General features: G+C 59.9%; 36 protein-coding genes. 31 read left to right on the top strand and 5 right to left on the bottom strand.

What is annotated here, in order from left to right; genetic code table 11:
- Positions 1-2 precede the first annotated feature (2 nt).
- From rpsS to rplQ, 22 genes are all read left to right on the top strand, one after another.
- Positions 3-281 (top strand): 30S ribosomal protein S19, encoded by a 279-nt coding sequence (gene rpsS / locus AC4CWF_RS11085; RefSeq protein ID WP_491281733.1) that lies wholly within the window; start codon positions 3-5, stop codon positions 279-281.
- Positions 282-283: 2 nt separating this feature from the next.
- A complete protein-coding gene (rplV, locus tag AC4CWF_RS11080; protein WP_306838472.1) occupies positions 284-673 on the top strand; it encodes a 50S ribosomal protein L22 in 390 nt (129 codons plus the stop codon).
- Positions 673-1,395 (top strand): 30S ribosomal protein S3, encoded by a 723-nt coding sequence (gene rpsC / locus AC4CWF_RS11075; RefSeq protein ID WP_491281732.1) that lies wholly within the window; start codon positions 673-675, stop codon positions 1,393-1,395. Before rplV ends, rpsC begins: the two co-directional genes overlap by 1 nt.
- Positions 1,396-1,433: 38 nt before the next feature.
- Positions 1,434-1,847 carry a 50S ribosomal protein L16 gene (rplP, locus tag AC4CWF_RS11070; protein ID WP_210102769.1) on the top strand — a complete coding sequence of 138 codons (414 nt, stop codon included), beginning with the start codon at positions 1,434-1,436 and terminating at the stop codon, positions 1,845-1,847.
- Between the two features lie 12 nt (positions 1,848-1,859).
- The gene (gene rpmC / locus AC4CWF_RS11065; protein WP_016553554.1) at positions 1,860-2,060 is read left to right on the top strand and encodes a 50S ribosomal protein L29; all 201 of its coding nucleotides are present in this window, start codon (positions 1,860-1,862) and stop codon (positions 2,058-2,060) included.
- Positions 2,061-2,071: 11 nt separating this feature from the next.
- Positions 2,072-2,308, top strand: coding sequence for a 30S ribosomal protein S17 (gene rpsQ / locus AC4CWF_RS11060; RefSeq protein ID WP_137131953.1), 237 nt, complete (start codon positions 2,072-2,074; stop codon positions 2,306-2,308).
- A 236-nt stretch (positions 2,309-2,544) separates the two neighbouring features.
- Positions 2,545-2,913, top strand: a complete 369-nt coding sequence (rplN, locus tag AC4CWF_RS11055) for a 50S ribosomal protein L14 (RefSeq protein WP_007770138.1) — start codon at positions 2,545-2,547, stop codon at positions 2,911-2,913.
- Positions 2,914-2,927: 14 nt separating this feature from the next.
- Entirely contained in the window at positions 2,928-3,236 is a 309-nt protein-coding gene (rplX, locus tag AC4CWF_RS11050) for a 50S ribosomal protein L24 (protein WP_491281731.1), read from the top strand.
- Positions 3,229-3,786, top strand: coding sequence for a 50S ribosomal protein L5 (rplE, locus tag AC4CWF_RS11045; protein ID WP_491281730.1), 558 nt, complete (start codon positions 3,229-3,231; stop codon positions 3,784-3,786). The genes rplX and rplE overlap by 8 nt, the downstream gene beginning before the upstream one ends.
- Positions 3,787-3,818: 32 nt before the next feature.
- Complete coding sequence (gene rpsN, locus AC4CWF_RS11040; RefSeq protein WP_491281729.1) at positions 3,819-4,124, top strand: 30S ribosomal protein S14; 306 nt, start codon at positions 3,819-3,821, stop codon at positions 4,122-4,124.
- 12 nt (positions 4,125-4,136) lie between these two features.
- Positions 4,137-4,535, top strand: a complete 399-nt coding sequence (rpsH, locus tag AC4CWF_RS11035) for a 30S ribosomal protein S8 (RefSeq protein ID WP_491281728.1) — start codon at positions 4,137-4,139, stop codon at positions 4,533-4,535.
- 41 nt (positions 4,536-4,576) lie between these two features.
- Complete coding sequence (gene rplF / locus AC4CWF_RS11030; protein WP_491281727.1) at positions 4,577-5,110, top strand: 50S ribosomal protein L6; 534 nt, start codon at positions 4,577-4,579, stop codon at positions 5,108-5,110.
- Between the two features lie 12 nt (positions 5,111-5,122).
- The gene (gene rplR / locus AC4CWF_RS11025) at positions 5,123-5,485 is read left to right on the top strand and encodes a 50S ribosomal protein L18 (protein ID WP_491281726.1); all 363 of its coding nucleotides are present in this window, start codon (positions 5,123-5,125) and stop codon (positions 5,483-5,485) included.
- 143 nt (positions 5,486-5,628) lie between these two features.
- The gene (gene rpsE, locus AC4CWF_RS11020; RefSeq protein WP_210102761.1) at positions 5,629-6,198 is read left to right on the top strand and encodes a 30S ribosomal protein S5; all 570 of its coding nucleotides are present in this window, start codon (positions 5,629-5,631) and stop codon (positions 6,196-6,198) included.
- A gap of 12 nt (positions 6,199-6,210) precedes the next feature.
- Complete coding sequence (gene rpmD, locus AC4CWF_RS11015; RefSeq protein ID WP_491281725.1) at positions 6,211-6,405, top strand: 50S ribosomal protein L30; 195 nt, start codon at positions 6,211-6,213, stop codon at positions 6,403-6,405.
- 16 nt (positions 6,406-6,421) lie between these two features.
- Complete coding sequence (gene rplO, locus AC4CWF_RS11010; RefSeq protein ID WP_491281724.1) at positions 6,422-6,895, top strand: 50S ribosomal protein L15; 474 nt, start codon at positions 6,422-6,424, stop codon at positions 6,893-6,895.
- Between the two features lie 232 nt (positions 6,896-7,127).
- Entirely contained in the window at positions 7,128-8,468 is a 1,341-nt protein-coding gene (secY, locus tag AC4CWF_RS11005) for a preprotein translocase subunit SecY (RefSeq protein ID WP_491281723.1), read from the top strand.
- Complete coding sequence (locus tag AC4CWF_RS11000; RefSeq protein ID WP_491281722.1) at positions 8,465-9,115, top strand: adenylate kinase; 651 nt, start codon at positions 8,465-8,467, stop codon at positions 9,113-9,115. The genes secY and AC4CWF_RS11000 overlap by 4 nt, the downstream gene beginning before the upstream one ends.
- 244 nt (positions 9,116-9,359) lie before the next feature.
- Entirely contained in the window at positions 9,360-9,728 is a 369-nt protein-coding gene (gene rpsM / locus AC4CWF_RS10995; RefSeq protein WP_491281721.1) for a 30S ribosomal protein S13, read from the top strand.
- 130 nt (positions 9,729-9,858) lie between these two features.
- Positions 9,859-10,248 (top strand): 30S ribosomal protein S11, encoded by a 390-nt coding sequence (gene rpsK, locus AC4CWF_RS10990; protein ID WP_015915761.1) that lies wholly within the window; start codon positions 9,859-9,861, stop codon positions 10,246-10,248.
- Between the two features lie 178 nt (positions 10,249-10,426).
- A complete protein-coding gene (locus AC4CWF_RS10985) occupies positions 10,427-11,437 on the top strand; it encodes a DNA-directed RNA polymerase subunit alpha (RefSeq protein ID WP_491281720.1) in 1,011 nt (336 codons plus the stop codon).
- Between the two features lie 101 nt (positions 11,438-11,538).
- Positions 11,539-11,964 (top strand): 50S ribosomal protein L17, encoded by a 426-nt coding sequence (gene rplQ, locus AC4CWF_RS10980; RefSeq protein WP_491281719.1) that lies wholly within the window; start codon positions 11,539-11,541, stop codon positions 11,962-11,964.
- A gap of 108 nt (positions 11,965-12,072) precedes the next feature.
- On the opposite strand, the gene msrQ is transcribed toward rplQ, so the two are convergent.
- Together msrQ and msrP are read right to left on the bottom strand one after the other, a co-directional pair.
- Positions 12,073-12,711: a protein-methionine-sulfoxide reductase heme-binding subunit MsrQ gene (gene msrQ, locus AC4CWF_RS10975; RefSeq protein ID WP_491281718.1), complete on the bottom strand. Its 639-nt coding sequence runs from the start codon at positions 12,709-12,711 to the stop codon at positions 12,073-12,075.
- A gap of 2 nt (positions 12,712-12,713) precedes the next feature.
- Positions 12,714-13,661 (bottom strand): protein-methionine-sulfoxide reductase catalytic subunit MsrP, encoded by a 948-nt coding sequence (gene msrP / locus AC4CWF_RS10970; protein ID WP_491281717.1) that lies wholly within the window; start codon positions 13,659-13,661, stop codon positions 12,714-12,716.
- 257 nt (positions 13,662-13,918) lie between these two features.
- Here msrP and ilvD point away from each other — a divergent pair, with 257 nt between their 5' ends.
- Positions 13,919-15,754, top strand: coding sequence for a dihydroxy-acid dehydratase (gene ilvD / locus AC4CWF_RS10965; RefSeq protein ID WP_491281716.1), 1,836 nt, complete (start codon positions 13,919-13,921; stop codon positions 15,752-15,754).
- Positions 15,755-15,811: 57 nt separating this feature from the next.
- Here ilvD and AC4CWF_RS10960 read toward each other — a convergent pair whose 3' ends face one another.
- Positions 15,812-16,765 carry a LysR family transcriptional regulator gene (locus AC4CWF_RS10960; RefSeq protein ID WP_491281715.1) on the bottom strand — a complete coding sequence of 318 codons (954 nt, stop codon included), beginning with the start codon at positions 16,763-16,765 and terminating at the stop codon, positions 15,812-15,814.
- An 89-nt stretch (positions 16,766-16,854) separates the two neighbouring features.
- Between AC4CWF_RS10960 and AC4CWF_RS10955 the strand changes: the two genes are divergently transcribed.
- Together AC4CWF_RS10955 and AC4CWF_RS10950 are read left to right on the top strand one after the other, a co-directional pair.
- On the top strand, positions 16,855-17,289 hold the full coding sequence (locus AC4CWF_RS10955) for a DMT family transporter (protein ID WP_491281714.1): 435 nt from the start codon (positions 16,855-16,857) through the stop codon (positions 17,287-17,289).
- Positions 17,286-17,741, top strand: coding sequence for a DMT family transporter (locus tag AC4CWF_RS10950; protein WP_491281713.1), 456 nt, complete (start codon positions 17,286-17,288; stop codon positions 17,739-17,741). The genes AC4CWF_RS10955 and AC4CWF_RS10950 overlap by 4 nt, the downstream gene beginning before the upstream one ends.
- Before the next feature lie 41 nt (positions 17,742-17,782).
- Here AC4CWF_RS10950 and AC4CWF_RS10945 read toward each other — a convergent pair whose 3' ends face one another.
- Positions 17,783-18,151: a lysozyme inhibitor LprI family protein gene (locus AC4CWF_RS10945; RefSeq protein ID WP_491281712.1), complete on the bottom strand. Its 369-nt coding sequence runs from the start codon at positions 18,149-18,151 to the stop codon at positions 17,783-17,785.
- Positions 18,152-18,440: 289 nt separating this feature from the next.
- Here AC4CWF_RS10945 and AC4CWF_RS10940 point away from each other — a divergent pair, with 289 nt between their 5' ends.
- A complete protein-coding gene (locus AC4CWF_RS10940; protein ID WP_491281711.1) occupies positions 18,441-19,841 on the top strand; it encodes a DegQ family serine endoprotease in 1,401 nt (466 codons plus the stop codon).
- Positions 19,838-21,154, top strand: a complete 1,317-nt coding sequence (locus AC4CWF_RS10935; RefSeq protein WP_491281710.1) for a replication-associated recombination protein A — start codon at positions 19,838-19,840, stop codon at positions 21,152-21,154. The genes AC4CWF_RS10940 and AC4CWF_RS10935 overlap by 4 nt, the downstream gene beginning before the upstream one ends.
- Positions 21,155-21,164: 10 nt before the next feature.
- Here the strand turns inward: AC4CWF_RS10935 and AC4CWF_RS10930 are convergent, their stop codons facing one another.
- Entirely contained in the window at positions 21,165-21,488 is a 324-nt protein-coding gene (locus AC4CWF_RS10930) for a DUF1883 domain-containing protein (protein ID WP_491281709.1), read from the bottom strand.
- Between the two features lie 424 nt (positions 21,489-21,912).
- Here AC4CWF_RS10930 and AC4CWF_RS10925 point away from each other — a divergent pair, with 424 nt between their 5' ends.
- The 4 genes from AC4CWF_RS10925 to ftsZ all read left to right on the top strand — a co-directional run bounded on the left by AC4CWF_RS10925 (position 21,913) and on the right by ftsZ (position 25,341).
- Complete coding sequence (locus tag AC4CWF_RS10925) at positions 21,913-22,602, top strand: superoxide dismutase (protein ID WP_491281708.1); 690 nt, start codon at positions 21,913-21,915, stop codon at positions 22,600-22,602.
- A 145-nt stretch (positions 22,603-22,747) separates the two neighbouring features.
- On the top strand, positions 22,748-23,158 hold the full coding sequence (locus tag AC4CWF_RS10920) for a c-type cytochrome (RefSeq protein WP_491281707.1): 411 nt from the start codon (positions 22,748-22,750) through the stop codon (positions 23,156-23,158).
- Between the two features lie 227 nt (positions 23,159-23,385).
- Positions 23,386-24,027: an outer membrane protein gene (locus AC4CWF_RS10915; protein ID WP_491281706.1), complete on the top strand. Its 642-nt coding sequence runs from the start codon at positions 23,386-23,388 to the stop codon at positions 24,025-24,027.
- 348 nt (positions 24,028-24,375) lie between these two features.
- On the top strand, positions 24,376-25,341 hold the full coding sequence (gene ftsZ, locus AC4CWF_RS10910) for a cell division protein FtsZ (protein ID WP_491281705.1): 966 nt from the start codon (positions 24,376-24,378) through the stop codon (positions 25,339-25,341).
- Positions 25,342-25,390 lie beyond the last annotated feature (49 nt).

Genomic DNA, 25,390 nt, shown 5'->3' with positions numbered 1-25,390 from the left:
AAATGGCTCGTTCAGTATGGAAAGGCCCGTTCGTTGACGGCTATCTTCTCAAGAAGGCTGAGAAGGTTCGTGAAGGCGGTCGTAGCGAAGTGATCAAGATCTGGAGCCGTCGCTCCACGATCCTGCCGCAGTTCGTCGGTCTCACCTTTGGTGTCTACAACGGCAGCAAACATGTCCCGGTCAATGTCAACGAAGACATGGTCGGTCACAAGTTCGGTGAATTCTCTCCGACCCGGACCTATTACGGTCACGGTGCGGACAAGAAGGCAAAGAGGAAGTAATCATGGCGAAGGCAAAGACCGAACGCCGGCTGAAGGACAATGAAGCGCAGGCTGTTGCCCGCACGCTTCGCGTCAGCCCGCAGAAGCTGAACCTGGTTGCCGCCATGATCCGCGGCAAGAAGGTTGAGCGCGCGCTCGCAGAACTCGAGTTCTCCCGCAAGCGCATTTCCGGCCAGGTGAAGAAGACCCTTGAGTCTGCAATCGCCAACGCCGAAAACAACCATGACCTCGACGTCGACAGCCTTGTCGTCGCCGAAGCCTATGTCGGCAAGTCCATCACCATGAAGCGTTTCCACGCTCGTGGCCGTGGTCGCGCTTCCCGCATCGAAAAGCCGTTCGCGCATCTCACGATCGTCGTGCGCGAAGTCGAGGAAAAAGGGGAGGCCGCATAATGGGTCAGAAAATCAATCCAATCGGTTTCCGCCTCGGCATTAACCGGACTTGGGACAGCCGTTGGTTCGCCGACAATGCCGAATACGGGCAGCTGCTTCATGAAGACCTGAAGATCCGTGCATACCTGATGTCCGAGCTGAAGCAGGCCGGCATCGCCAAGGTGGTTATCGAGCGTCCGCACAAGAAGTGCCGCGTCACGATCCACTCGGCTCGCCCGGGTCTGATCATCGGCAAGAAGGGTGCGGACATCGAGAAGCTTCGCAAGAAGATCTCCACGATGACCAACTCCGAAACGCACCTCAACATTGTTGAAGTGCGCAAGCCGGAAGTTGATGCCACGCTGGTCGCTCAGTCGATCGCCCAGCAGCTGGAACGCCGTATCGCGTTCCGTCGTGCCATGAAGCGTGCGGTTCAGTCGGCCATGCGTCTTGGCGCCGAAGGCATCAAGATCACCTGCGCCGGTCGTCTCGGCGGTGCGGAAATCGCGCGTACCGAATGGTATCGCGAAGGCCGCGTTCCGCTTCACACGCTGCGCGCCGACATCGACTACGGGACGGCGGAAGCCGAAACCGCATTCGGTATCTGCGGCATCAAGGTCTGGATCTTCAAGGGCGAAATCCTTGAGCATGATCCGATGGCTTCTGAACGCCGCGCTCTCGAAGGTGACGCACAGGGTCCGGCAAGCCGCGACCGTGGTGATCGTCGTCGCGAGAACGCTTGATTAGCGCTGGCGAAAGATAAGCTCGGAGAAGTAAGAAAATGTTGCAGCCAAAGCGTACCAAGTACCGCAAGCAGTTCAAGGGCCGCATCAAGGGCGTCGCCAAGGGTGGCTTCGACCTGGCATTCGGTGAATTCGGCCTGAAGGCACTCGAACCGAACCGCGTCAATGCACGCGAGATCGAAGCGGCCCGCCGCGCGATCACGCGTTACATGAAGCGCGCCGGTCGCGTATGGATCCGCGTCTTCCCAGACGTACCGGTCACGGCAAAGCCGACCGAAGTGCGTATGGGTAAGGGCAAGGGTTCGGTTGAATACTGGGCTTGCAAGGTCAAGCCCGGCCGTATGATGTTTGAAATCGACGGTGTGTCCGAGGAAACGGCGCGCGAGGCACTTCGCCTCGGCTCCGCCAAGCTCTCCGTCAAGACGCGCTTCGTTCAGCGCATCGCAGAGTAAGGGGTAAGGCACATGAAAGCCGAAGAAGTACGCGGCCTGACGGCCGACCAGCTCAAGGACAAGCTTGCGGACCTGAAGAAGGAGCAGTTCAACCTGCGCTTCCAGAAGGCAACCGGTCAGCTCGAGAAGTCCTCGCGCGTCAACGAAGTCCGCAAGGATATCGCCCGCGTGAAAACCATTGCCCGCCAGAAGGCGGCAGAAGCAAAGGCCTAAAGGAAAAAAATATGCCGAAGCGCATTCTGCAGGGCGTCGTGGTCAGCGACAAGAACGACAAGACGGTAGTGGTTCGGGTTGAGCGTCGTTTCGCTCACCCGCTGCTCCAGAAGACGGTTCGTCGTTCCAAGAAGTACAAGGCTCACGACGAAAACAATCAGTACAAGACCGGTGATGTAGTTTCCATTCAGGAATGCGCACCGATCTCCAAGGACAAGTGCTGGACGGTGATTGCCGCCCAGGCTTAATTTACAGTTCGATGCGCTCCGGGCCTTGTGTTCGGCGTAAAAAACTGTATGAAGCAGCGCATTGGCGCAGAACGCCCGGTCACGGGCGTTCTTTTGCTTTGCAGCGCAGGGAAGGTCTCAGGCTGAGAAACCACCTTGGCAAGACACCATCCCGCGCGAAAAACAAAATATGTCCATGAGCTGGAAGAGGGGGCCAAGGCCCAACCGTTCCAGTCATTACGAGAAGGCGACCTGACATGATTCAGATGCAAACAAACCTCGACGTTGCCGATAATTCCGGCGCGCGTCGTGTCATGTGCATCAAGGTGCTGGGCGGCTCCAAGCGCAAGTACGCTTCCATCGGCGACATCATCGTGGTGTCGATCAAGGAAGCCATCCCGCGCGGCCGCGTCAAGAAGGGCGACGTTATGAAAGCCGTCGTTGTTCGCACCGCCAAGGACATCCGCCGCCCCGACGGCAGCGTCATCCGCTTCGATAACAACGCAGCGGTCCTCATCGACAATAAAAAAGAGCCGATCGGCACCCGTATCTTCGGACCGGTTCCGCGCGAACTTCGCGCCAAGAACCATATGAAGATCATCTCGCTGGCTCCGGAAGTACTCTAAGGGGGCGGATAGCCATGCAGAAAATTCGTAAGGGCGACAATGTCGTCGTACTCGCCGGCAAGGACAAGGGCCGTACCGGTGAAGTCGTTCAAGTGATGCCGAAGGAAGACCGCGCACTCGTGCGTGGCGTCAACATGGTCAAGCGCCACCAGCGCCAGAGCCAGACGCAGGAAGCCGGCATCATCAACAAGGAAGCCTCCATCCATCTGTCCAATATCGCGATCGTCGCGAAGGACGGAAAGCCCACTCGCGTTGGCTTCTCCGTGGTCGATGGCAAGAAGGTCCGTGTGGCCAAGCGTACGGGAGATGTTATCGATGGCTGAGGCAAAGTACGAACCGCGTCTCAAGGCAGAATACGTTTCCCGCATTCGCAAGGCGATGCAGGAGCAGTTTTCGTTTGCCAACGAGATGCAGATCCCGCGGCTCGAGAAGATCGTCATCAACATGGGCGTCGGCGAATCAACCGCTGATTCGAAGAAGCCCGCCGTTGCTGCCGCCGATCTGGCCGCAATCGCTGGTCAGAAGCCGGTAATCACCCGCGCCCGTAACTCCATCGCTGGCTTCAAGCTTCGCGAAGGGATGCCGATCGGCGCCAAGGTGACGCTGCGCGGCGCTCGCATGTATGAATTCCTGGACCGTCTGATCAACATCGCGCTTCCGCGCGTTCGCGACTTTCGCGGCCTGAATCCGAAGAGCTTTGACGGCCGTGGCAACTTCGCCATGGGCATCAAGGAACACATTGTGTTCCCGGAGATCAACTACGACAAGGTTGATCAGATGTGGGGCATGGACATCATCGTTTGCACGACGGCCACCAAGGACGACGAAGCACGGGCTCTTCTGAAAGAGTTCAACTTCCCGTTCCGTCAGTAACCGTAACGACGAGCGTAGAAAAGGAACTCGATATGGCGAAAACAAGCGCAATCGAAAAGAACAAGCGCCGCCGCAAGACGGTTTCCGAACAGGCTGCCAAGCGCGCAGCCTTGAAGGCGACCGTCATGAACCAGGAGCTGCCCATCGACGAGCGGTTCCAGGCTACCCTGAAGCTCGCTTCGCTGCCGCGTGACGGTTCGAAGACGCGCATCCGCAACCGTTGTGAAGTCACCGGTCGCCCGCGCGCTTTCTACCGCAAGCTCAAGATGTCCCGTATCGCGCTTCGCGAACTGGGCAACCTGGGCAAGGTTCCCGGCATCGTTAAGTCCAGCTGGTAAGGAGACGGTTCAATGACCATGACTGATCCTCTGGGCGATATGCTCACCCGCATCCGCAACGGCGCTGCCCGTCGCAAGTCTTCCGTGATCACGCCGGCTTCCAAGCTGCGCGTTCGCGTTCTCGACGTGCTTCAGGCGGAAGGCTACATCCGCGGTTACACCCAGACCGATTACGGTAACGGCAAGTCCGAGATCGAAATCGAACTGAAGTACTATGAAGGCGCGTCTGTCATTCGTGAGATTGGCCGCGTGTCCAAGCCGGGCCGCCGAGTTTATGTCTCGGTTAAGTCCATTCCGCAGGTCGCGAACGGCCTCGGCATCACCATCCTTTCGACTCCGAAGGGTGTGATGGCCGATCACCAGGCTCGCGAACAGAATGTTGGTGGTGAGGTACTTTGCTCGGTCTTCTAAGACTGATGCAACGTTCTCCAGCGAAACAGACAGGTTGAACAATGTCTCGTATCGGTAAGAAGCCCGTTCAGGTACCTGCAGGGATCACGGCCTCGGTTGAAGGCCAGACAGTGACTGCAAAAGGCCCGAAAGGCGAACTCGTCTTCGTTGCAAACGACGAAGTGAAGGTTTCCTTCGACAATAACGCCGTATCGGTGGTTCCGGCCAACGATAGCAAGGATGCTCGGTCCAAGTGGGGCATGTCCCGCACGATGATCGAGAACATCTTCAAGGGCGTGAAGGACGGTTTTGAGCGCAAGCTTGAAATCAACGGCGTTGGTTACCGCGCGGCCCTGCAGGGCAAGAACCTGCAGCTGTCGCTTGGTTTCAGCCACGACGTGGTCTATGAGCCCCCGCAGGGCATCACCATTGCCGTGCCGAAGCCGACGGAAATCGTCGTCACCGGCATTAATAAGCAGCAGGTCGGTCAGGTAGCAGCGGAAATCCGCGAATACCGCGGTCCAGAGCCCTACAAGGGCAAAGGCGTCAAGTACGCTGAGGAACGGATCGTCCGCAAGGAAGGCAAGAAGAAGTAAGGTTGACGCGAAATGGCTAGCAGGAAACAAGCACTTGCAAAGCGCGCGAGCCGCGTGCGCCGCCAGATCAAGGCGGTTGCGAACGGCCGCCCGCGTCTGTCGGTTCATCGCTCGTCGAAGAACATCTATGCCCAGGTCATCGATGACGTGGCTGGTCGCACGCTTGCGGCCGCCTCCACGCTCGATGGCGGTCTGCGCACGTCCTTGAAGACGGGTGCCGACACCGCTGCAGCCGCTGCAGTTGGCAAGCTCGTTGCAGAGCGTGCCGTTACGGCTGGCGTGAAGGAAGTGGTCTTTGACCGCGGTGCCTTCATTTTCCACGGCCGCATCAAGGCACTTGCCGATGCTGCCCGCGAAGGCGGTCTGAGCTTCTAAAGTTAGTCGTCCGGTCCCTTGCGGGCCGGACGTCTTCGGCGTTTTACGCCATCACCGGCCGGTGGATATCTCCTTGAATAAAGGCGATCCCCCGGCTTTCCATAGTTTGCCGTTCGAACCGGAAAAGAAAAAGGAAAAGGACAATGGCACAGGAAAAGAGAGGCTCGCGCGACGATCGCTCGAACCGCGAAGAGCGCGATAGCGAATTCGTTGACAAGCTGGTCGCGATCAATCGCGTTGCCAAGGTTGTCAAGGGTGGCCGTCGTTTCGGTTTCGCTGCACTCGTCGTCGTTGGCGACCAGAAGGGCCGCGTTGGCTTCGGCCATGGCAAGGCACGTGAAGTGCCGGAAGCTATCCGCAAGGCAACTGAAGCTGCCAAGCGCGACCTGATCTTCGTACCGCTGCGCGATGGCCGTACGCTTCATCATGACGTCAATGGCCGTCACGGCGCTGGCAAGGTTCTGCTGCGTGCCGCCAAGGCCGGTACCGGTATCATCGCCGGTGGCCCGATGCGCGCCGTTTTCGAAACGCTCGGCGTTCATGACGTCGTTGCAAAGTCGACCGGTTCGTCGAACCCTTACAACATGGTTCGCGCAACGTTCGACGCCCTGAAGCACCAGGTGCATCCGAAGGACGTGGCAGCACAGCGCGGCATCAAGTATGCAACGCTTCAGGCTCGCCGTGCCGCTTCCGGCAATGCTCAGGAAGAATAAGGAGTTTCGTCGATGGCCAATGATTCCAAGACGGTAACGGTCGAACAGATCGGAAGCCCCATTCGCCGGCCGGCAGTTCAGCGCCAGACGCTGATCGGCCTCGGCCTCAACAAGATGCACCGGGTTCGCACGCTGGAAGACACCCCGTCCGTGCGTGGCATGATCCGGTCTGTCCAGCATCTCGTTCGCGTCGTCGACGAGAAGTGAGACGGAGGAAGACATCATGAAACTGAATGAAATCAAAGACAACGAAGGCTCCACCAAGGATCGTATCCGCGTAGGTCGCGGTATCGGTTCGGGCAAGGGCAAGACCGGTGGTCGCGGCGTCAAGGGTCAGAAGGCCCGTTCCGGCGTTGCCGTCAACGGCTTCGAAGGCGGCCAGATGCCCATCTACCGTCGCCTGCCGAAGCGCGGCTTCAACAACATCTTCGCTTCCGAATTTGTTGTCGTGTCGCTCGGCCGCATCCAGACTGCCATCGACGCCAAGAAGCTCGACGCTTCCGCACCGATCGATGCTGCTGCTCTGAAGGCTGCCGGCGTGATCAGCCGCCTCAAGGACGGCGTTCGCATCCTCTCGGATGGCGAACTGACGACCAAGGTTTCGATCGTCGCTGCTGGCGCCTCCAAGGCTGCTGTCGAGAAGATCGAAAAGTCTGGCAGCTCGATCCAGCTGCCGGAAGTCGCTTCTGCCGAATAAGTGTCTGACAAATCGCCCGGGGTGCTTCACACCGGGCGATTTTGCTCCCATATGTGAGCCTCACGATCCCGGACCCGTTATTTTGGCTCATCCGGGATATCGCGGAAAACGGGGTGGGGCATAAGGTGCATTGCAGCCCTTCCGTCTCCCGGTTTTCTGAACCTGAATATGGACTGCTTTCCGGATATGGCCGCAGGGGCGTGCCGCCGGAATTGGTCAGGCGGAGAAATGCATGGCTTCTGCAGCTGAACAACTGGCCTCCAATCTAAATTTTTCAACCTTTTCCAAAGCGACGGATCTCAAGAATCGCCTGTGGTTCACACTGGCAGCACTTCTTGTCTATCGCCTGGGGACGCATATTCCGCTGCCGGGTCTCAACCCAGAAGCCTATGCGCAGGCCTTCCGCGGTCAGGCGGGCGGCATTCTCGGCCTCTTCAACATGTTTGCCGGCGGCGCCGTGGAGCGCATGGCGATCTTTGCGCTCGGCATCATGCCGTATATTTCCGCTTCGATCATCGTGCAGCTGATGACGTCTGTCGTTCCTTCGCTGGAAAACCTGAAGAAGGAAGGCGAACAGGGCCGCAAGATCATCAACCAGTACACCCGCTACGGCACCGTTCTGCTCGGCACGCTGCAGGCCTATGGCATTGCTGCCGGCCTTGAAGGCGGGCAGGGGCTCGTGATCGATCCGGGTTGGTTCTTCCGCATCTCCACGGTCGTGACGCTGCTGGGCGGCACCATGTTCCTGATGTGGCTCGGTGAGCAGATCACCTCGCGCGGCATCGGCAACGGTATTTCGCTGATCATCTTTGCGGGCATTGCCGCAGGCCTGCCGAAGGCGCTTGCCGGTACGCTGGAGCTTGGCCGCACGGGTGCGCTGTCGACGGCATTGATTCTTATGGTCGTGGTCGTTGCCATCGGCGTCATCGCGCTGATCGTGTTTGTTGAACGCGCTCAGCGCCGGTTGCTGATCCAATATCCGAAGCGCCAGGTCGGTAACCGCATGTTCCAGGGCGATACGTCGCACCTGCCGCTGAAGCTCAACACCGCAGGCGTGATCCCGGCGATTTTTGCCTCGTCGCTGCTGCTTCTGCCGGCAACGGCGGCCGGCTTTGCCGGAAACACCAACCTGCCATCCTGGGCGACGATGATCATCGGCTCGCTGCAGCATGGTCAGCCGCTGTTCATGCTGTTCTACGGCATTCTGATTGCCTTCTTCGCCTTCTTCTATACGGCCATCGTCTTCAATCCGAAGGATACGGCCGACAATCTGAAGAAGCATGGCGGCTTCATTCCGGGGATTCGTCCCGGCGAGCGCACGGCCGAATATATCGACTATGTGCTGACGCGCATCACCGTCGTCGGCGCCATCTATCTCGTTTTTGTCTGCATTCTTCCCGAAACGCTGATCGCAAGGACTGGTATCCCATTAGCCCTTGGTGGTACTTCGCTTTTGATCGTTGTCAGTGTTACCCTTGATACGGTAGCACAGATCCAGGGCCATCTTATTGCCCAGCAATATGAGGGACTGATCAAGAAGTCCAAGCTGCGTGGAGGAAAGAGGGGACGATGAGATTAATTCTTTTGGGGCCGCCGGGGGCGGGTAAGGGGACCCAAGCCCAGCGGATCGTGGAGAAGTACGGCATTCCGCAACTGTCCACGGGTGATATGCTGCGCGCGGCCATCGTCGCGGAGACAGAAGTCGGCAAGCGCGTCAAGGCGGTGCTTGATTCGGGCAAACTGGTCTCTGATGACATCGTGATTGCGATCGTCTCGGAACGCATCGACCAGCCGGACTGTGCCAAGGGCTTCATTCTCGATGGTTTTCCGCGCACCCTGGTGCAGGCGGATGCCACCGAATCGATGCTGGCCGCCAAGGGTCTCGACCTCTCGGTGGTGATTGAGCTTCGGGTCAACGACAAGGAACTGGTTCGCCGTGTCTCCGGTCGTTATTCCTGCGCCAGCTGTGGTGCGGTCTATCACGACACGGACCACAAGCCGTCCGTGGAAGGCGTCTGCGACAAGTGCGGGTCGACCCACTTCAAGCGTCGGCCGGATGACAATGCCGAGACGATGACGCAGCGACTCGAGGTCTACTACAAGGAAACCTCGCCGCTGATCGGTTATTATTATGCCAAGGGCAAGCTGAAGACTGTCGATGGCATGGCCGAAATGGACGTCGTCACGTCCAATATCGAGGCGATCCTGGCGGCTCTCTAGAGCTTAACCCAGGTGTTACCCAAGAATCTTGGCGGGGCCGGTTGCTATTTTCGACTGATTCCGCTAAAGACCGCGCCAACTCGCGACATTTGACAGCGATCGGCGTGGACCATCCAGAGATGGATGTCCGGTCCGGTCTTTTTGACTTGTCACGGATGAGATTTGAACTGGCGGCCCTCTATGGCTGCTCTCATGGAAGAAGCACCACTTGCCGGATGGCAACTGGAACGCAAGGAGAATAGGCGTGGCACGTATCGCTGGCGTCAACATCCCGACTGCGAAGCGCGTCGTTATCGCGCTGACCTACATTCACGGGATCGGACCTAAATTCGCTCAGGAAATCGTCGAGAAGGCCGGTATTCCGGCTGAACGTCGCGTTCATCAGCTGACGGACGCAGAAGTTCTGCAGATCCGCGAAACCATCGACCGCGACTATCAGGTCGAAGGCGATCTTCGTCGCGAGACCGCGATGAACATCAAGCGTCTGATGGACCTCGGCTGCTACCGCGGCCTGCGCCATCGTCGCGGCCTCCCGGTCCGCGGTCAGCGCACGCACACCAACGCCCGCACCCGCAAGGGTCCGGCGAAGGCGATTGCTGGTAAGAAGAAGTAATTTTTCGGGCATTAGCCAATAGGCAGTAGGCGGTAGCGGAAAGCGCTACTGGCTACTGCCTAATTTCTATTGCCTGAAAAGGTGGAGCCGCTGGTGTTACGGCGGTGACGATATCAACGAAAGGAAGACCATGGCCAAGGAAGCCACACGCGTTCGCCGTCGCGAACGTAAAAATATTTCATCGGGCGTTGCTCACGTCAACTCGACGTTCAACAACACCATGATCACCATCACCGACGCACAGGGCAACGCCATTGCCTGGTCGTCTGCTGGTGCCAAGGGCTTCAAGGGTTCGCGTAAGTCGACCCCGTTTGCTGCCCAGATCGCTGCCGAAGACTGCGCCAAGAAGGCTCAGGAACACGGCATGAAGTCTCTCGAAGTCGAAGTCTGCGGCCCGGGTTCCGGTCGTGAATCGGCTCTGCGCGCCCTCCAGGCTGCGGGTTTCATGATCACCTCGATCCGTGACGTGACGCCGATCCCGCACAATGGTTGCCGTCCGCGCAAGAAGCGCCGCGTCTAATTCGCCTTCGGAGGCTGCCCTCGCGGCGGTCCCGGTTCGAATTCGTGTAATGCCGCCTTACTTCGTCAATCGAGGTTTGGCGGCTTTGCCGTAACGCCTAAGAAGAGTGTTTCTCCTTGGCGCTTCTCATGCTCGGTTGCCACGATTGGATAGTGGCAGCGAACGGAAGGTTTTAATCATGATCCAGAAGAACTGGCAGGAACTGATCAAGCCGAACAAGGTGGAGTTCACCTCGTCCGGCCGCACCAAGGCCACGCTCGTCGCGGAGCCGCTGGAACGCGGTTTCGGTCTGACACTCGGCAACGCGCTTCGCCGCGTTCTGTTGTCGTCTCTGCGTGGTGCTGCCGTCACTGCTGTGCAGATCGACGGCGTTCTGCATGAATTCTCCTCCATCCCCGGCGTTCGGGAAGATGTGACGGACATCGTGCTGAACATCAAGGAAATCGCCATCAAGATGGATGGCGACGATGCAAAGCGGATGGTCGTGCGCAAGCAGGGCCCGGGTTCTGTGCTGGCCGGCGATATCCAGACGGTCGGCGACATCGAGATCCTCAACCCGAACCATGTGATCTGCACGCTCGACGAGGGTGCCGAGATTCGCATGGAATTCACGGTGAACAACGGCAAGGGTTATGTTCCTGCCGATCGTAACCGTGCCGAAGATGCGCCGATCGGTCTCATCCCGGTCGACAGCCTCTACTCCCCGGTCAAGAAAGTGTCCTACAAGGTGGAAAACACCCGCGAAGGCCAGGTTCTCGACTATGACAAGCTGACCATGACCATCGAAACCGATGGTTCGGTCACGGGCGAGGATGCCGTGGCGTTTGCCGCTCGCATTCTTCAGGACCAGCTGTCGGTCTTCGTCAACTTCGACGAGCCGCAGAAGGAAGCAGAAGAAGAATCGGTCACTGAACTCGCGTTCAACCCGGCTCTCCTCAAGAAGGTCGACGAACTGGAACTCTCTGTCCGTTCGGCCAACTGCCTGAAGAACGACAACATCGTCTACATCGGCGACCTCATCCAGAAGACCGAGGCGGAAATGCTGCGCACGCCGAACTTCGGTCGCAAGTCGCTGAACGAGATCAAGGAAGTTTTGGCTTCCATGGGCCTGCATCTGGGTATGGAAGTTCCTGCCTGGCCGCCGGAAAACATCGAAGATCTCGCCAAGCGCTACGAAGACCAGTATTAACCCGCCCAACCGTTCCGCGCGGGCCAGTGTCTGGCCCGCCGATGGAATTGGAAAGCATGTTTAAACTGCAGGCGGATGCCTGCAAGTAAAGGAGACCAGAGATGCGCCACCATAAAGCCGGCCGCAAGCTCAACCGTACCGCCAGCCACCGCAAGGCAATGTTTGCCAACATGGCGGCTTCGCTCATCACGCATGAGCAGATCGTAACGACGCTTCCGAAGGCCAAGGAAATCCGTCCGATCGTTGAAAAGCTGGTCACGCTCGGCAAGCGCGGCGACCTGCACGCTCGTCGTCAGGCCATTTCGCAGATCCAGGATCAGGACGCTGTGAAGAAGCTGTTCGATGCCATCGCTTCGCGTTACGCAACCCGCAACGGCGGTTACCTGCGTATCATGAAGGCTGGCTTCCGCCAGGGCGACAACGCTGCCATGGCCGTCATCGAGTTCGTTGAACGCGATGTGAACGCCAAGGGCGCTGCCGACAAGGCTCGTGTTGCCGCTGAAGCAGAAGCTGCTGAAGCCGCATAAGGTTTTGCCCTGTAAAGGGTAGACAAGGAAAAAGGCCGGACGAGCGATCGTCCGGCCTTTTTCGTTTATGGGTGCGATGGGCGCCAATGGCGTGGGGCAGGTGAAAACTCAGCTGCGCTGGAAGGCTGCTGCTTTTCTTGCTCTTTTACGCTCCATCAGCTTCGGCCGCACCAGCCGGTAGCCCAAGAGAACGGTCACCACCGCAATGTAGAAGGCGGGCTCCAGCGTCAGGCTCTTGCGCGACAGCACGAAGTGCAGGATCGCGACGAGAAGCACGAGGTAGCTCAGTTTGTGCAGCGTGTTCCAGCGGCTGCCGAGCTTTCGGATCGACCAGCGGTTGGAGGTGAGCGCCAGTGGGATCAGCATCACAAGGCCCGCCATGCCGAGCATGATATAGGGCCGCTTCAGGATGTCGCCGAGGATCGAGGAGAGAACGAGGGCTCGGTCCAGCGTCAGGTAGACGGCAAAATGCGCCAGCACATAATAGAAGGCGATCAGCCCCAGCGCCCGCCTGTAGGCGATAAGGTTGATGCCGAAGAGGTCGCGGATCGGGGTGATTGCGAGCCCGAGACAGAGAAACCTGAGAGCCCATAGTCCGAGCAGATGCTCGAACGTCCTGACCGGGTCGGCGCCGAGATCTCCGAAGAGCCCCTGGTAAAAGGCATAGAGGCCCGGTAGCAGGCCGATCACATAAAGCGCCCACACCGAAGCCGGTTTGTAGCGCGCGGGAAGGGCAAGTTGCGCCATGCTCAGAAGAACTTCTTCAGGTCCATGCCGGCATAGAGGCTTGCGACCTCATCGGCGTAACCGTTGAAGGGCAGGGTATCCAGCGTACGGCCGCCGAAGAGGCCGCTGCCTTCGCCGATGCGCCGTTCCGTCGCCTGGCTCCACCGCGGATGGTCGACCTTCGGATTGACGTTGGCGTAGAAGCCGTATTCGCTGGGAGCAGAGATATTCCAGGTGGACGGCGGCTCCTTGTCGGTGAGGGTGATCTTGACGATCGACTTGATGCCCTTGAAGCCGTATTTCCATGGGGTCACCAGACGGATCGGTGCGCCGTTCTGGTTGGGCAGGGTTTCGCCGTAGACACCGGTTGCAAGGATGGCCAGAGGATGGCGGGCCTCATCGAGCCGCATGCCTTCGACGTAAGGCCAGGGCAGGGCCTGGAAAAAGCCGCTCTGGCCGGGCATCTGTTCCGGGCGCACCACGGTTTCGAAAGCGACGTATTTGGCGCTGCCAAGCGGCTCCACCCGGTCCAGGATGGCTGAGATGGGAAAACCGACCCAGGGGATGACCATCGACCAGGCCTCGACGCAGCGCATGCGGTAGATGCGCTCTTCCATGGGGATTTCCGCCATGATCTTTTCCATGTCGATCACCTGGGGTTTTGCCACCATGCCGCCGACGGTGATGGCCCAGGGTGTCGGCTGGAAACTGCCGGAGTTCTGGGCGGGATCGGCCTTGTTGACGCCGAACTCGTAGAAATTGTTGTAGGTGGTGACATCCTTTTTCGGTGTCAGTTTGTCATCGACCTTGTAGGCGCTGGGTTTCGTCGCGATGGGTGCTGCAAGGGCACCGCCGGCACCGGCAAATGTCAGCCCGGCGGCAGCGCCGGCGATAAAGCCTCGCCGCGACACATAAAGAGACTGCGGTGTGATCTCGGATGCGGGAATGGACGGCGGCCGGTAGAGCGACATGAGACAGTCTCCTGCGGATAAGCGGATCGGTTGTGATATTATCTATTACGTAGCGGCAAGGCGATTTGTTTCACAGGTTTTACGCAGATTTGCCCGGCCACGTTCTCGTGATGCGCCGGGCCTGCGCAGGCGTACCGCTTTGGCCTGTCCTGATAGTGACAGAGTGGGTCATTTCCGCTAGGAAATGCCTAAAAGCAGGGCTTTCAAGCCGACAAAGCGGCCATGCCCGGATAAATTCAAGACCTGAGGAAAACACCATGCCTGCATACCGTTCGAGAACGACGACCCATGGCCGCAACATGGCGGGCGCCCGTGGTCTCTGGCGCGCCACGGGCATGAAGGACAGCGATTTCGGCAAGCCGATCATTGCCGTGGTCAATTCCTTCACGCAGTTCGTGCCGGGCCACGTCCACCTGAAGGATCTCGGCCAGCTGGTGGCCCGCGAGATCGAGGCGGCCGGTGGCGTTGCCAAGGAATTTAACACGATTGCCGTCGATGACGGCATCGCCATGGGCCATGACGGCATGCTCTATTCGCTGCCGTCGCGCGAGATCATCGCCGACTCGGTCGAATATATGGTCAACGCGCACTGCGCCGATGCGATGGTGTGCATTTCCAACTGCGACAAGATCACGCCCGGCATGCTCAATGCGGCGATGCGCCTCAATATTCCAGCCGTCTTCGTCTCTGGCGGTCCGATGGAGGCCGGCAAGGTCGTCATGCATGGCAAGACCGTGGCGCTCGATCTGGTCGATGCCATGGTGGCGGCTGCTGATGAGAAATATTCCGACGAGGATGTGCAGGCAATCGAACGTTCGGCCTGTCCCACCTGCGGCTCGTGCTCGGGCATGTTCACCGCCAATTCGATGAACTGCCTCACCGAAGCGCTCGGCCTGTCGCTGCCCGGCAACGGTTCGACGCTGGCCACCCATTCGGATCGCAAACGCCTGTTCGTCGAGGCCGGCCACCTGATCGTTGATCTCGCCCGCCGTTATTATGAGCAGGACGATGACGGCGTGCTGCCGCGCACGATCGCCACCAAGGAAGCTTTCGAGAACGCCATGACGCTCGATATCGCCATGGGCGGTTCGACCAATACCGTTCTGCATATCCTGGCGGCGGCTTATGAAGGCGGCGTCGATTTCACCATGGACGATATCGACCGCCTGTCGCGCCGCGTGCCCTGCCTTTCCAAGGTGGCACCGGCAAAGCAGGACGTTCACATGGAAGACGTCCACCGGGCCGGCGGCATCATGCGTATTCTGGGCGAACTGGAACGCGGCGGCCTTCTCAACACCGATTGCAAGACGGTGCATGAGGCAACGCTTGGCGATGCCATCAACCGCTGGGACATCACCCGCACCAATTCGGAAACCGTGCGCACCTTCTTCAAGGCTGCACCCGGCGGCGTGCCGACGCAGGTTGCCTTCTCGCAATCCTCGCGCTGGGATGATCTGGATACCGACAGCGAAAAGGGTGTCATCCGCTCGGTCGAAAAGCCATTTTCCAAGGATGGCGGCCTGGCGGTGCTTTACGGCAATATCGCGCTCGATGGCTGCATCGTGAAGACCGCGGGCGTTGACGAATCGATCCTGAAATTCACCGGCCCGGCGCGCGTCTTCGAAAGCCAGGATGCGTCGGTGAAGGCAATCCTCAACAACGAGGTGAAGGCCGGCGATGTCGTCGTTATCCGCTATGAAGGCCCGAAGGGCGGCCCTGGCATGCAGGAAATGCTCTATCCGACGAGCTACCTGAAGTCGAAGGGTCTCGGAAAGGCCTGCGCGCTGATCACCGACGGCCGTTTCTCCGGGGGCACGTCGGGCCTTTCCATCGGCCACGCCTCGCCGGAAGCGGCCAATGGCGGTGCCATCGGTCTTGTGCGCGAAGGCGACATGATCGAGATCGATATCCCGAACCGCACGATCAACCTTCTGGTTCAGGACAGTGATCTGGCAAGCCGCCGTGCCGAGCAGGACAAGCTTGGCTGGAAGCCGGTTGCCCCGCGCAAGCGTAATGTCACGACGGCGCTCAAGGCCTACGCGGCCTTCGCCTCCAGCGCCGACAAGGGTGCCGTGCGCATCCTGCCGGAATGATCAGGATCTGAAGGATCCGATTTCTATCTGGCCCGCCGGAGCGATTCGGCGGGTTTTTCATGCGCCTTGCACTGCAGCCGGCGTTCGGTCCCAATAGGGAGGCGTGCCGATGTGCTCGATCAGGTAGTCGCGAAACGACAGGACCTTGAGGGATCTGAGGCGGTTTTCCGGATAGATCAGGTGAATGTCGTGAACGGTGGTGTCGATAGCAGCCTCGTGGTCGGCCATCAGCACCTGCAGACGGCCGCTGTCGATATGGTCGTGCAGGAGCCAGGTCGGGAAGAGAACAAGGCCCTGATGCTGCAGGGAAGCCTCTACCAGGCTTTCTGCATTGTTGCTGGTCAAGTTGCCGCTGACGACATGGGCCTGAAAGGCAGCCGTGCCTGAGCGAAAATACCATTTCTGCGCGCCGCTGATGCCCTTGTAGAGAAGGCAGTTGTGAGCGTTAAGCTCGAGAGGCACCTGCGGGCGACCGTGGCTGGCGAGATAGGCGGGCGAGGCACAGAGCACATAATGCTGGGCGGTGAGCTTTCGGCTGCTGAGGCTTGAATCCTTCAGCATGCCGATGCGGATGGTGATGTCGGCACCCTCGGCCACCGGATCGTGGAAGGCATCCGACAGCGTCAGTTCCACCTCCACCTCAGGGTAACGCGCCTGATAATCGGCAAGCAGCGGTGCCACATGGCGGCGCCCGAAGGCGATCGGCGCATTGATGCGCAGCAGCCCGCGCGGCGCACCCGCAGCCCCGCCGCTTGCCCGCTCGGTTGCCAGATCGAGCGATGCGATGAGATCGCGTACCTCAAGGAGATAGGCAGCACCTGCCTCCGTCAGCGTCACCGCGCGTGTGTGGCGAAACAGCAGGCGCTGACCCAGCAGATGCTCAAGACCCTGGATGTGGCGGGAGACGGAAGAGGGCGGCAAGCCGCAGCGTCTGGCACTTTCGGTAAAGCTGCCGGTCGTTGCCACATCAACAAACAGGCGCAGCGACAGGAGAGTGAGTTCGTTGCTCATCGCACAATTATCTTTTGCAATTTGACGTCATTGTTGCGTTATCGACATTAGCCTATCTGCGGCTCCTTCAACAGAGCGGAGGCCGCCTGATGGGGCAAATTGTCATTCTTCTTCTTGTCGTCGCGTCCGGCATGGGGCTGTCCGTCGAAGCGGGCCTGCTCGGGCCGCTTGGCGAGGAAGTCGGTCATACGGCCGCGGCACTGTCGATCTTTCTCGTCGGCGGGCTGCTTTTGTCGGTGGCGCTGGTCTTTGCCCCGCAGCGCAGCCTGCCGAGGCTCCTTGCGCAGCCTCGATGGCTGCTCGCCGGCGGCATTCTCGGGCCCGTCTACGTGATCGTGCTGACCATTGCGACGCCGGTGATCGGCGTTGGCACGACCATGGTCGGCATTCTCTGCGGGCAGGTGGCCGCAAGCCTTGCCATCGACCATTTCGGCCTGTTCGGCACGCCGCGACAGTCGATCGACCGATACCGCCTTTCGGCGCTCGTCCTTATTCTTCTGGCTCTCGGGATACTCAATCGATGATTTTCGTGCTGGTTACTTTTCTTGCGCTGGCCGGTGGTGTTTCGCTTGCCGCGCAATCCTCCATCAACGGGCGGCTCGGCAAGGCCGCAGGCGTGATGGAAACCGCCTGGCTGACCTTTGTGCTGGGGGCAGCGGTATGTTTCCTGCTGTTCTTTTTCTTTGAGCCACCGCATGCGATGACCCTTTTTACCGCGCCAAAATGGCAGTTGATCGGCGCACTGTTCGGTGTGGTCTATATTCTGGTGAATGTCGTTGCGGTCCCGCGCGTCGGCATTGCGGCCGCAACGGTTGCAGTCATCACCGGGCAGCTTGCCATGAGCCTTCTGATCGATCACTTCGGCTGGTTCGGCAACAGCGTCATCCCGCTGGATGCCAGCCGTTATGCCTCGATTGCGCTGCTTGCCGCAGCGCTGTGCCTGATCTATCTGGGCAATCGCCGGAAGGCGGGATGAGGAGAAGGGGGCAGCCGTTGCGCTGCCCGCTCTCACGCTGTTCAGATCGGGCGGATGAGCGACTTTGTCGCCTCTTCCAGCTGCTTCATGCGCTCCTCATAGGCGGCGCGGATGCAGGCGGCGTCGGCCTCGCAGGCCTGGCGTTTCTTCAGCCATGCCAGTTGCTCGTCCTTCAGCTGGTCACGGTTGCCCATCGCCATCAGCGATGTCAGGATGTCGAAGGTGGTGACCATCTTCACGTCGAGATCGTTCAGCGATCGGTCCTCGCAGATCACCTTTTCGCCGCCGGAGAGATCGGGCTTCTGGCAATCGAAGCTTGCGGCAAAAGCCGGTGCGGGAGCAACAAGGGTTAGGCTGGAAAGCGCAAGTGCGCCGGCGGCAAAGGTGTGGGACAAGCGGATCGTCATCATCAATTCAGTCTCCATGAACCCCCACTACGGCTTTGGAACCAAATGGTTCCCGCCAAAAAATGCGGGCACGGCGAGCGGCGGGGCAGCAAGGCCGTAAAGCAGCGCGCAACTGCTGCACAATGACGAGCGATCGTCTGGTCTTTCGACGGTCTGGTTCTATGTCTTCCTCACATGAACATAGTTTAATGCGGATGCAGCATTCAGGCCCGCTGCCTCCCCATTTTCGGCCACCTTTCATTTCTAGCGTTTGTCGGTAGAAGTCATCATACCCTTCAAAGTGAGGAATCACATGCTGAGCATGCCGAAAAGCATCTCCCTCTGCCTTCTGGCCCTGTCGCTTGTTCTGCCATCGCAGAGCTTTGCGCAGGACAAGACCTTGCCGCAGAGCCGGCCGGAAATGCAGCTTTCCTTTGCGCCGCTGGTCAAGCAGACGTCGGGCGCCGTCGTCAATGTCTATGCCGAGCGTGTCGTGCAGCGACAGAACCCGTTTGCCGGCGACCCCTTCTTCGAGCAGTTTTTTGGCCAGCGCATGCCGAACCGTTCGGAAAAGCAGTCGTCGCTGGGCTCCGGCGTCATCGTCTCGCATAATGGTCTTGTCGTCACCAACAACCACGTCATTCAGGGTGCCGACGATATCAAGATCGCGCTGCCGGATGGACGCGAGTTTCCCTGCGAAGTGCTGCTGAAGGACGAAAACATCGATCTTGCCGTTTTGAAGATCAAGGGGCAGCAGGAGTTTCCCGTGCTTGCCATTGGCAATTCCGATGCGGTGGAGGTGGGTGATCTGGTGCTGGCCATCGGCAACCCCTTTGGCGTTGGCCAGACGGTGACGAGCGGAATCGTTTCGGCGCTTGCCCGAAACCAGGTGTCGAGCGGAGATGTCGGCTTTTTCATCCAGACGGATGCCTCGATCAACCCCGGCAATTCCGGCGGCGCGCTGATGAACATGCGCGGTGAGCTGATCGGCATCAACACGGCGATCTTTTCGCGCGGCGGTGGCTCGAATGGCATCGGTTTTGCCATTCCGGCCAATCTCGTCAAAGTTTTCGTGGCCGCTGCCGAAGAGGGCAAAAAGAGCTTTGAAAAACCCTATGTCGGGGCAACTTTCCAACCGGTCACCTCGGAAGTGGCTGAGGCGCTGGGGTTGAAATCAGCCCGCGGTGCGCTGGTGGTCGGTGTCACGGAAGGCGGTCCGGCGGACAAGGCGGGGCTGAAGCCGGGCGAAGTCATCACGTCCGTCAATGGCATTGCCGTGGAGCATCCCGACGCGCTCTGGTACCGCCTGACAACGGCCGGGCTTGGCAAATCCGCCCGCCTCATGGTGTCGCAGAACGGCAGTGAGCGGGAGCTGACCATGACGCTTGGGACGGCGCCGGAGACGGTGCCGCGCGACGAGCGGCTGATTGAGGGGCGCAACCCGTTTGCCGGGTTGAAGGTTGCCAATCTTTCGCCAAAGCTTGCGACAGAACTGCGCCTGCCCACAGACAAGACGGGTGTCGTGGTGGCAGAGGTGGTGCGCAATTCTCCCGCTGCCCGCCTGGGTTTCCAGCCGGGTGACATCGTGATCTCGCTGAATGGCGATGCGGTCTCCTCCACCAAGGTGCTCCAGACACTGGTCGGAAGCGATCCGAACCTCTGGCGGGTTGAAATCGAACGCGACGGACAGCGCATCCGTCAGTTCTTCCGATGAGTGGCGATCTGTTCCAGAAAACCATGCCCGCTGCGGTCGCCTCAGGGCGGCCGCTTGCAGACCGGCTGCGCCCGACCTCGCTGGCCGAGGTGACCGGCCAGCCGCACCTGACGGGCGCCGATGGTGCCCTTCGCCGCATGATCGACGCAGGCTCGCTCGGCTCGATGATCTTCTGGGGGCCACCGGGCACCGGCAAGACAACGGTTGCGCGGCTTCTCTCCGGCGAGGCGGGGCTGGCGTTTGAGCAGATCTCGGCGATCTTTTCCGGCGTGGCTGACCTCAAGAAAGTTTTTGAGACGGCCCGGCTTCGGCGCATGGACGGGCGCCAGACACTGCTTTTCGTCGACGAGATCCATCGCTTCAACCGCGCCCAGCAGGACAGTTTTTTGCCTGTCATGGAAGACGGCACCGTAATCTTAGTCGGCGCCACGACGGAAAATCCAAGCTTTGAACTGAATGCCGCTCTTTTGTCACGCGCCCGCGTGCTGACCTTCCGGGCGCATGACGACGAGAGCCTCGGTGAACTTCTGTTGCGCGCCGAAAAGGTGGAGCTGAAACCCTTGCCGCTGGATGAGGCGGCGCGCTCTGCGCTGGTGCGGATGGCTGACGGCGATGGCCGCGCCGTGCTGACGCTTGCCGAGGAAGTGTGGCGCGCGGCCCGCGAGGGGGAAGTGTTCGACAGCCAAGGGCTGGCGCAGATCGTGCAACGCCGCGCGCCGGTCTATGACAAGGCGCAGGACGGGCATTACAACCTCATCTCTGCCCTGCATAAGTCCGTGCGCGGTTCCGATCCGGATGCCGCGCTTTATTATCTCGCCCGCATGTTCGATGCCGGTGAGGACCCGCTTTATATCGGACGCCGGCTGGTGCGTATGGCGGTGGAGGATATCGGCCTTGCCGATCCGCAGGCGCTGGTCATCTGCAATGCCGCCAAGGATGCCTATGATTACCTGGGCTCGCCCGAGGGCGAACTGGCGCTGGCGCAGGCTTGCGTTTATCTCGCGACAGCGCCCAAATCCAATGCCGTTTATGTCGCCTTCAAGGCGGCGATGCGGGCTGCCAAGGAAAACGGCTCGCTCCCGCCGCCCAAGCGCATTCTGAATGCCCCAACCAAGCTGATGAAGGGCGAAGGGTATGGCGACGGCTATCGTTATGATCACGACGAGCCGGACGCGTTTTCCGGCCAGGACTATTTTCCGGACAAGTTGGGTCGGCAGGTGTTTTACGATCCACCGGAGCGGGGTTTTGAGCGCGAGATCCGCAAGCGGCTCGACTGGTGGTCAAAACTGCGCCGCGAGCGGGGCGGGGCCTGACGTCGTGTTGTCAGGATGCCTTCTTCTGCGCCGGGATAACGCCGCCGGCGGACGGGGCGGCGATCATCTTCACCGCTGAATCGGCAAGGCCGTGGTGACCTTCGCAATCCACCACCACATGCCAATGGCCGCCTTCGGGAATGGTGAGCCGGATGGGCGATTTTTTCGCAACGCCGCCGACGAATTTGAAATCGAGTTTTTCCGTGAAACGCTGATAGTTGACCGCCGTCATCAGCCGGACATTGTTGACGGCCGACAGCGTCACCTCGATCACCGTGCCGGGACGCTGCATGCTGAGGTCAAAATGCGTGAAACGAAATGCGGGGCCTGCCATGCCTGTCTCCCTGATTTTTGTGCGCGGCCAAGGGTAGGGCGGGGAAGTTAAGGCTTGGTGGAACCGGGTGGCAACTTATTCGTTAACAGAGCGAACAAGACGTGTCGCCACAGGATTTCCCCGCCCGGGCGGCCATGGCTGTGATCCACCACAGCCGATAACAACAAGAATTTGATCTCCAGTCTTTTCAGGCCTTGTCCCGTTTCCCCTGCCGGACAAGGCTTTTTCTTTGCGCCAAGATGGCAAAACCCCTTTTCTTACAGCAGCTTGAACCCATCGGATGAATCGATGCGGCAACCGCTTGAATCAATCTCTGAGCTTACGAAACCCTGCCTTTTGCGGCTGCCGATAACGCAAGGGTGAAGAAACACCGCCGGATGCGCGCTGTTCTATCACAGCCCAGGAAGCATCAGAGGAGGTTTCGATGCAAATGACCCGACGCACCATGTTGACGGCCACAGCGGTGACGGCAGCCGCCACCGTTCTTCAAGCCCCGCCTATTGCAAGGGCGGCCTTGCCGATCTCCCAGCCGGCGCTGCCGTTCGGGGAGGACGCACTGGCGCCGGTCATTTCCGCCCGTACCGTTGGCCTGCATTACGGCAAGCATCACAAGGGTTATTTCGACAAGCTGAACACACTTGTCGCGGGAACGCGTTATGCTGACATGGATCTGGAGGGTATCGTGCAAGCCTCCTCCAAGGCGACCGACGACGCCAAGATTTTCAATAATGCGGCGCAGGCCTTCAACCATGTGGCCTATTGGGACCAGTTCGTACCCGGTGGACCGGCAAGGCCCGACGGCGATACGAAAGCGGCAATCGATGCGGCTTTCGACGGATATGATGGGTTCATCGACCGCGCGGTAACGGTCTCCGACGAAGTCTTTGGCACCGGCTGGGTATGGCTGACACGAGACGAAGGCAATGCGTTAGCGCTTGTTGGCTATGAGGACGGCAACAATCCGCTGGCCTTCGGACGGCCGGCACTGCTCGGCATCGACATATGGGAACATGCCTATTACCTCGACTATGAAAACCGCAAGGCCGAACATATCCGCGCGGTCCTCGACAAGCTGGTCAACTGGCGTGTGGTGGCAGACCGGATGAGTGCCTGAGTTTTTACCCCTCCCGAAGATACGGGTGCCTGACGCCCTTAACGGCGGCAGGCGCCTTTCACGGGGCGTAAAGCCCGGACGTGATATGGTCGAGATCAAACGGGCCTCTTGCCGCGTCCGGCGATGCCTTCATAAGGTTGTCGCCATGTCTAATCCTTCTCGCCTGTCCTCATCTCTCCTTGCACGCGTGGCGCTGCCGGCGATCGCAGTGGCCGCCTTCAGTCTTGCCGCTCCGGCCTCTGCCGCCGATGCGCAAAAGGGCCGCCGCACGTTTCAGCAATGTGCCTCCTGCCATGCGGTGGAGAGTGACAGCAACGGCTTTGGCCCGCACCTGAAGGGTGTCGTGGGGCGACGTGCCGGCAGTGTGCCCGGTTATGCCTATTCGGAGGCCATGAAGGAGGCCGGTGCCGCAGGGCTTGTCTGGGATGAGGCGGCGCTTTCGGCCTTTCTCGCCAGCCCCGCCAAAAAGCTGCCGGGCACGAAGATGCGCTTTTACGGATTCTGGTTTCAGTCGCAGATCGATGACGTGATCGCCTACCTCAAAGCAAACCCCTGATTGTGAATGCGTTTCAGCTAAAATGCGTGGTGAGGCCTGCCCCTTCGGCACGGAAGTGCAGGCTGGACGGTTAATGGAATGTTTATGAATTCATGCGAATGAAAGGTACCTTTGGTGCGGGATCGACGTGCGGTAAACGGGGCGCCGCCGTCTTCTGATCTCGTGGCGACAGCTGAATGTATCGCCTGCGCATTCGCCACACGCAGGCTGTGTATGGAGTAGTAAATATGACCTCGAAGCCTTTTGCCGTGGCGCTTTTCGCCACTCTTTCCGCCACCACCGCCTTTGCAACGGCAGCCTCCGCTGCCGATCTGGCTGCCCCCTATTCGGAGCCGCCGGCTTATAACGAACCGTCGGTTTCGTCCGGCTGGGACGGCGCCTATGTGGGTGCGCATGGCGGCGTCGCAATGCCCAAGCTCAACCCCTTCTCCGGCAATAACGGCGTCGCAGCCGGTGTGCAGGCCGGTTACAACACCACGGTTGGCCGTGCGGTTGTCGGCGGTGAAGTGGAAGCCTCCTACATGGGTGACACAGAAGTGAAGGTGAACGGCGGCAACCTGAAGGAACGTCACCGTCTGGCCGCCAAAGGCAAGGTCGGCATGCCGCTTGACCAGACGCTGATCTATGGCACCGCGGGCCTTGCCATGACCAACTTCCGCGATAATGGCGACGTATCCGGCCCGGATGGCTGGAAGCCCGGTTATATCGTCGGTGCCGGCGTTGAGCAGAAGCTCACCTCCAATATTTCCGCCAGGGTGGAATATAACTACACCGGCACGCCGAACGTGCGCAGCTTCGCCAGCGGCGTCGCCTCCGAGCGGGACCTGCATGACCATTCGGTGAAAGCTGGCCTCAACTACAAGTTCTAAGTCGCCGCGCGACTGGGCAAAAAAAGATATGGCTTCCCCAGGTCCGGGGAGGCCTTTTTTGTTTGGCGTCGTGCAGGCATGTGCTGAAGGATCAACCGACGGCAAGCGGCAGGCGGGGCAGGAAAAACATCTGCGCAGGCCTCTCTCTTCGCCCCGGCTTTGCCGCCTTGGCCATGCTAATGTGTGCGTCGATTCGCCGTCGGCCCGACAGCATCGGCCCGCTCCCCGGCGCCGGTCTTTTGGACAGCACGACGCGTTTCATCAGGATTTGAAGTACCGTCTGCGCCTGTGACAAGGGGCGGACGGCGCAAGCGCCGGGCTGCAAGCTCTGCATAACAGGAGAATACCATGAGCAATGCCAGGAGCGGCGTTACCGGATTGCGGCCCCATATCACCGTCATCGGGGTTGGCGGCGGCGGCGGCAACGCGATCAACAACATGATCGCGGAAAATCTCGAAGGCGTGGAATTCATCGCCGCCAACACGGATGCGCAGGTGCTCGCCACCTCCAAGGCCTCGCGCCGTATCCAGCTTGGCGCGCATGTGACGGAAGGCCTTGGCGCTGGCTCGCTGCCCGAGGTCGGGCGCGCGGCTGCCGAAGAATCCATCGACGAAATCATGGATCATCTCGCCGGCTCGCACATGTGCTTCGTCACTGCTGGCATGGGTGGCGGCACAGGCACGGGTGCCGCACCGGTGATTGCTGCCGCCGCCCGCGCGGCCGGCATCCTGACGGTCGGTGTCGTCACCAAGCCGTTTTCCTTCGAGGGTAACCGTCGCCTGAAAACGGCGGAAGCGGGCATCGAGGCGCTGCGGCTGGCGGCCGATACCGTCATCGTCATTCCCAACCAGAACCTGTTTCGCATTGCTGACGCAAAAACCACCTTTGCCGATGCCTTCATGACCGCCGACCGCGTGCTGTTTGCCGGCGTTGGCTGCATCACCGATCTCATCGTCAAGGAAGGTTTGATCAACCTCGATTTCGCCGACGTGAAATCCGTCATGCGCGGCATGGGCCGGGCGATGATGGGCACCGGCGAAGCCGAAGGCACGGGCCGGGCGATGAAGGCTGCGGAAGCCGCCATCGCCAACCCGCTGCTCGACGATATCTCCGTGCATGGTGCCCGCGGTGTGCTGATCTCCATCTCCGGCGGCTCGGATATGACGCTGTTTGAGGTGGACGAGGCCGCCAGCCGCATTCGCGACGAGGTGCAGGACGAAGCCGACATCGTCGTCGGCGCTATTTTCGACCGCAATCTCGATGGCCGTTTCCGCGTGTCGGTGGTGGCAACGGGGCTGGAAGGCAAGGGCTAAGGCTTTTTGGGGTTTTGGCGGGCGCGAGGAGGCGTCCGTCTGAGCGACA

This window comes from Neorhizobium sp. PAMB6630 (assembly GCF_058242775.1).
Note: the sequence above shows the minus strand (reverse complement) of the source record. Positions and strands in the feature narration are given on the sequence as shown.

What these genes read in the sequence shown, in the direction of transcription:
- rpsS (WP_491281733.1), top strand. Translation starts at nt 3, where the DNA reads ATGGCTCGTTCAGTATGGAAAGGCCCGTTCGTTGACGGCTATCTTCTC.
- rplV (WP_306838472.1), top strand. Translation starts at nt 284, where the DNA reads ATGGCGAAGGCAAAGACCGAACGCCGGCTGAAGGACAATGAAGCGCAG.
- rpsC (WP_491281732.1), top strand. Translation starts at nt 673, where the DNA reads ATGGGTCAGAAAATCAATCCAATCGGTTTCCGCCTCGGCATTAACCGG.
- rplP (WP_210102769.1), top strand. Translation starts at nt 1,434, where the DNA reads ATGTTGCAGCCAAAGCGTACCAAGTACCGCAAGCAGTTCAAGGGCCGC.
- rpmC (WP_016553554.1), top strand. Translation starts at nt 1,860, where the DNA reads ATGAAAGCCGAAGAAGTACGCGGCCTGACGGCCGACCAGCTCAAGGAC.
- rpsQ (WP_137131953.1), top strand. Translation starts at nt 2,072, where the DNA reads ATGCCGAAGCGCATTCTGCAGGGCGTCGTGGTCAGCGACAAGAACGAC.
- rplN (WP_007770138.1), top strand. Translation starts at nt 2,545, where the DNA reads ATGATTCAGATGCAAACAAACCTCGACGTTGCCGATAATTCCGGCGCG.
- rplX (WP_491281731.1), top strand. Translation starts at nt 2,928, where the DNA reads ATGCAGAAAATTCGTAAGGGCGACAATGTCGTCGTACTCGCCGGCAAG.
- rplE (WP_491281730.1), top strand. Translation starts at nt 3,229, where the DNA reads ATGGCTGAGGCAAAGTACGAACCGCGTCTCAAGGCAGAATACGTTTCC.
- rpsN (WP_491281729.1), top strand. Translation starts at nt 3,819, where the DNA reads ATGGCGAAAACAAGCGCAATCGAAAAGAACAAGCGCCGCCGCAAGACG.
- rpsH (WP_491281728.1), top strand. Translation starts at nt 4,137, where the DNA reads ATGACCATGACTGATCCTCTGGGCGATATGCTCACCCGCATCCGCAAC.
- rplF (WP_491281727.1), top strand. Translation starts at nt 4,577, where the DNA reads ATGTCTCGTATCGGTAAGAAGCCCGTTCAGGTACCTGCAGGGATCACG.
- rplR (WP_491281726.1), top strand. Translation starts at nt 5,123, where the DNA reads ATGGCTAGCAGGAAACAAGCACTTGCAAAGCGCGCGAGCCGCGTGCGC.
- rpsE (WP_210102761.1), top strand. Translation starts at nt 5,629, where the DNA reads ATGGCACAGGAAAAGAGAGGCTCGCGCGACGATCGCTCGAACCGCGAA.
- rpmD (WP_491281725.1), top strand. Translation starts at nt 6,211, where the DNA reads ATGGCCAATGATTCCAAGACGGTAACGGTCGAACAGATCGGAAGCCCC.
- rplO (WP_491281724.1), top strand. Translation starts at nt 6,422, where the DNA reads ATGAAACTGAATGAAATCAAAGACAACGAAGGCTCCACCAAGGATCGT.
- secY (WP_491281723.1), top strand. Translation starts at nt 7,128, where the DNA reads ATGGCTTCTGCAGCTGAACAACTGGCCTCCAATCTAAATTTTTCAACC.
- AC4CWF_RS11000 (WP_491281722.1), top strand. Translation starts at nt 8,465, where the DNA reads ATGAGATTAATTCTTTTGGGGCCGCCGGGGGCGGGTAAGGGGACCCAA.
- rpsK (WP_015915761.1), top strand. Translation starts at nt 9,859, where the DNA reads ATGGCCAAGGAAGCCACACGCGTTCGCCGTCGCGAACGTAAAAATATT.
- AC4CWF_RS10985 (WP_491281720.1), top strand. Translation starts at nt 10,427, where the DNA reads ATGATCCAGAAGAACTGGCAGGAACTGATCAAGCCGAACAAGGTGGAG.
- rplQ (WP_491281719.1), top strand. Translation starts at nt 11,539, where the DNA reads ATGCGCCACCATAAAGCCGGCCGCAAGCTCAACCGTACCGCCAGCCAC.
- msrQ (WP_491281718.1), bottom strand. Translation starts at nt 12,711, where the DNA reads ATGGCGCAACTTGCCCTTCCCGCGCGCTACAAACCGGCTTCGGTGTGG.
- msrP (WP_491281717.1), bottom strand. Translation starts at nt 13,661, where the DNA reads ATGTCGCTCTACCGGCCGCCGTCCATTCCCGCATCCGAGATCACACCG.
- ilvD (WP_491281716.1), top strand. Translation starts at nt 13,919, where the DNA reads ATGCCTGCATACCGTTCGAGAACGACGACCCATGGCCGCAACATGGCG.
- AC4CWF_RS10960 (WP_491281715.1), bottom strand. Translation starts at nt 16,765, where the DNA reads ATGAGCAACGAACTCACTCTCCTGTCGCTGCGCCTGTTTGTTGATGTG.
- AC4CWF_RS10955 (WP_491281714.1), top strand. Translation starts at nt 16,855, where the DNA reads ATGGGGCAAATTGTCATTCTTCTTCTTGTCGTCGCGTCCGGCATGGGG.
- AC4CWF_RS10950 (WP_491281713.1), top strand. Translation starts at nt 17,286, where the DNA reads ATGATTTTCGTGCTGGTTACTTTTCTTGCGCTGGCCGGTGGTGTTTCG.
- AC4CWF_RS10945 (WP_491281712.1), bottom strand. Translation starts at nt 18,151, where the DNA reads ATGATGACGATCCGCTTGTCCCACACCTTTGCCGCCGGCGCACTTGCG.
- AC4CWF_RS10940 (WP_491281711.1), top strand. Translation starts at nt 18,441, where the DNA reads ATGCTGAGCATGCCGAAAAGCATCTCCCTCTGCCTTCTGGCCCTGTCG.
- AC4CWF_RS10935 (WP_491281710.1), top strand. Translation starts at nt 19,838, where the DNA reads ATGAGTGGCGATCTGTTCCAGAAAACCATGCCCGCTGCGGTCGCCTCA.
- AC4CWF_RS10930 (WP_491281709.1), bottom strand. Translation starts at nt 21,488, where the DNA reads ATGGCAGGCCCCGCATTTCGTTTCACGCATTTTGACCTCAGCATGCAG.
- AC4CWF_RS10925 (WP_491281708.1), top strand. Translation starts at nt 21,913, where the DNA reads ATGCAAATGACCCGACGCACCATGTTGACGGCCACAGCGGTGACGGCA.
- AC4CWF_RS10920 (WP_491281707.1), top strand. Translation starts at nt 22,748, where the DNA reads ATGTCTAATCCTTCTCGCCTGTCCTCATCTCTCCTTGCACGCGTGGCG.
- AC4CWF_RS10915 (WP_491281706.1), top strand. Translation starts at nt 23,386, where the DNA reads ATGACCTCGAAGCCTTTTGCCGTGGCGCTTTTCGCCACTCTTTCCGCC.
- ftsZ (WP_491281705.1), top strand. Translation starts at nt 24,376, where the DNA reads ATGAGCAATGCCAGGAGCGGCGTTACCGGATTGCGGCCCCATATCACC.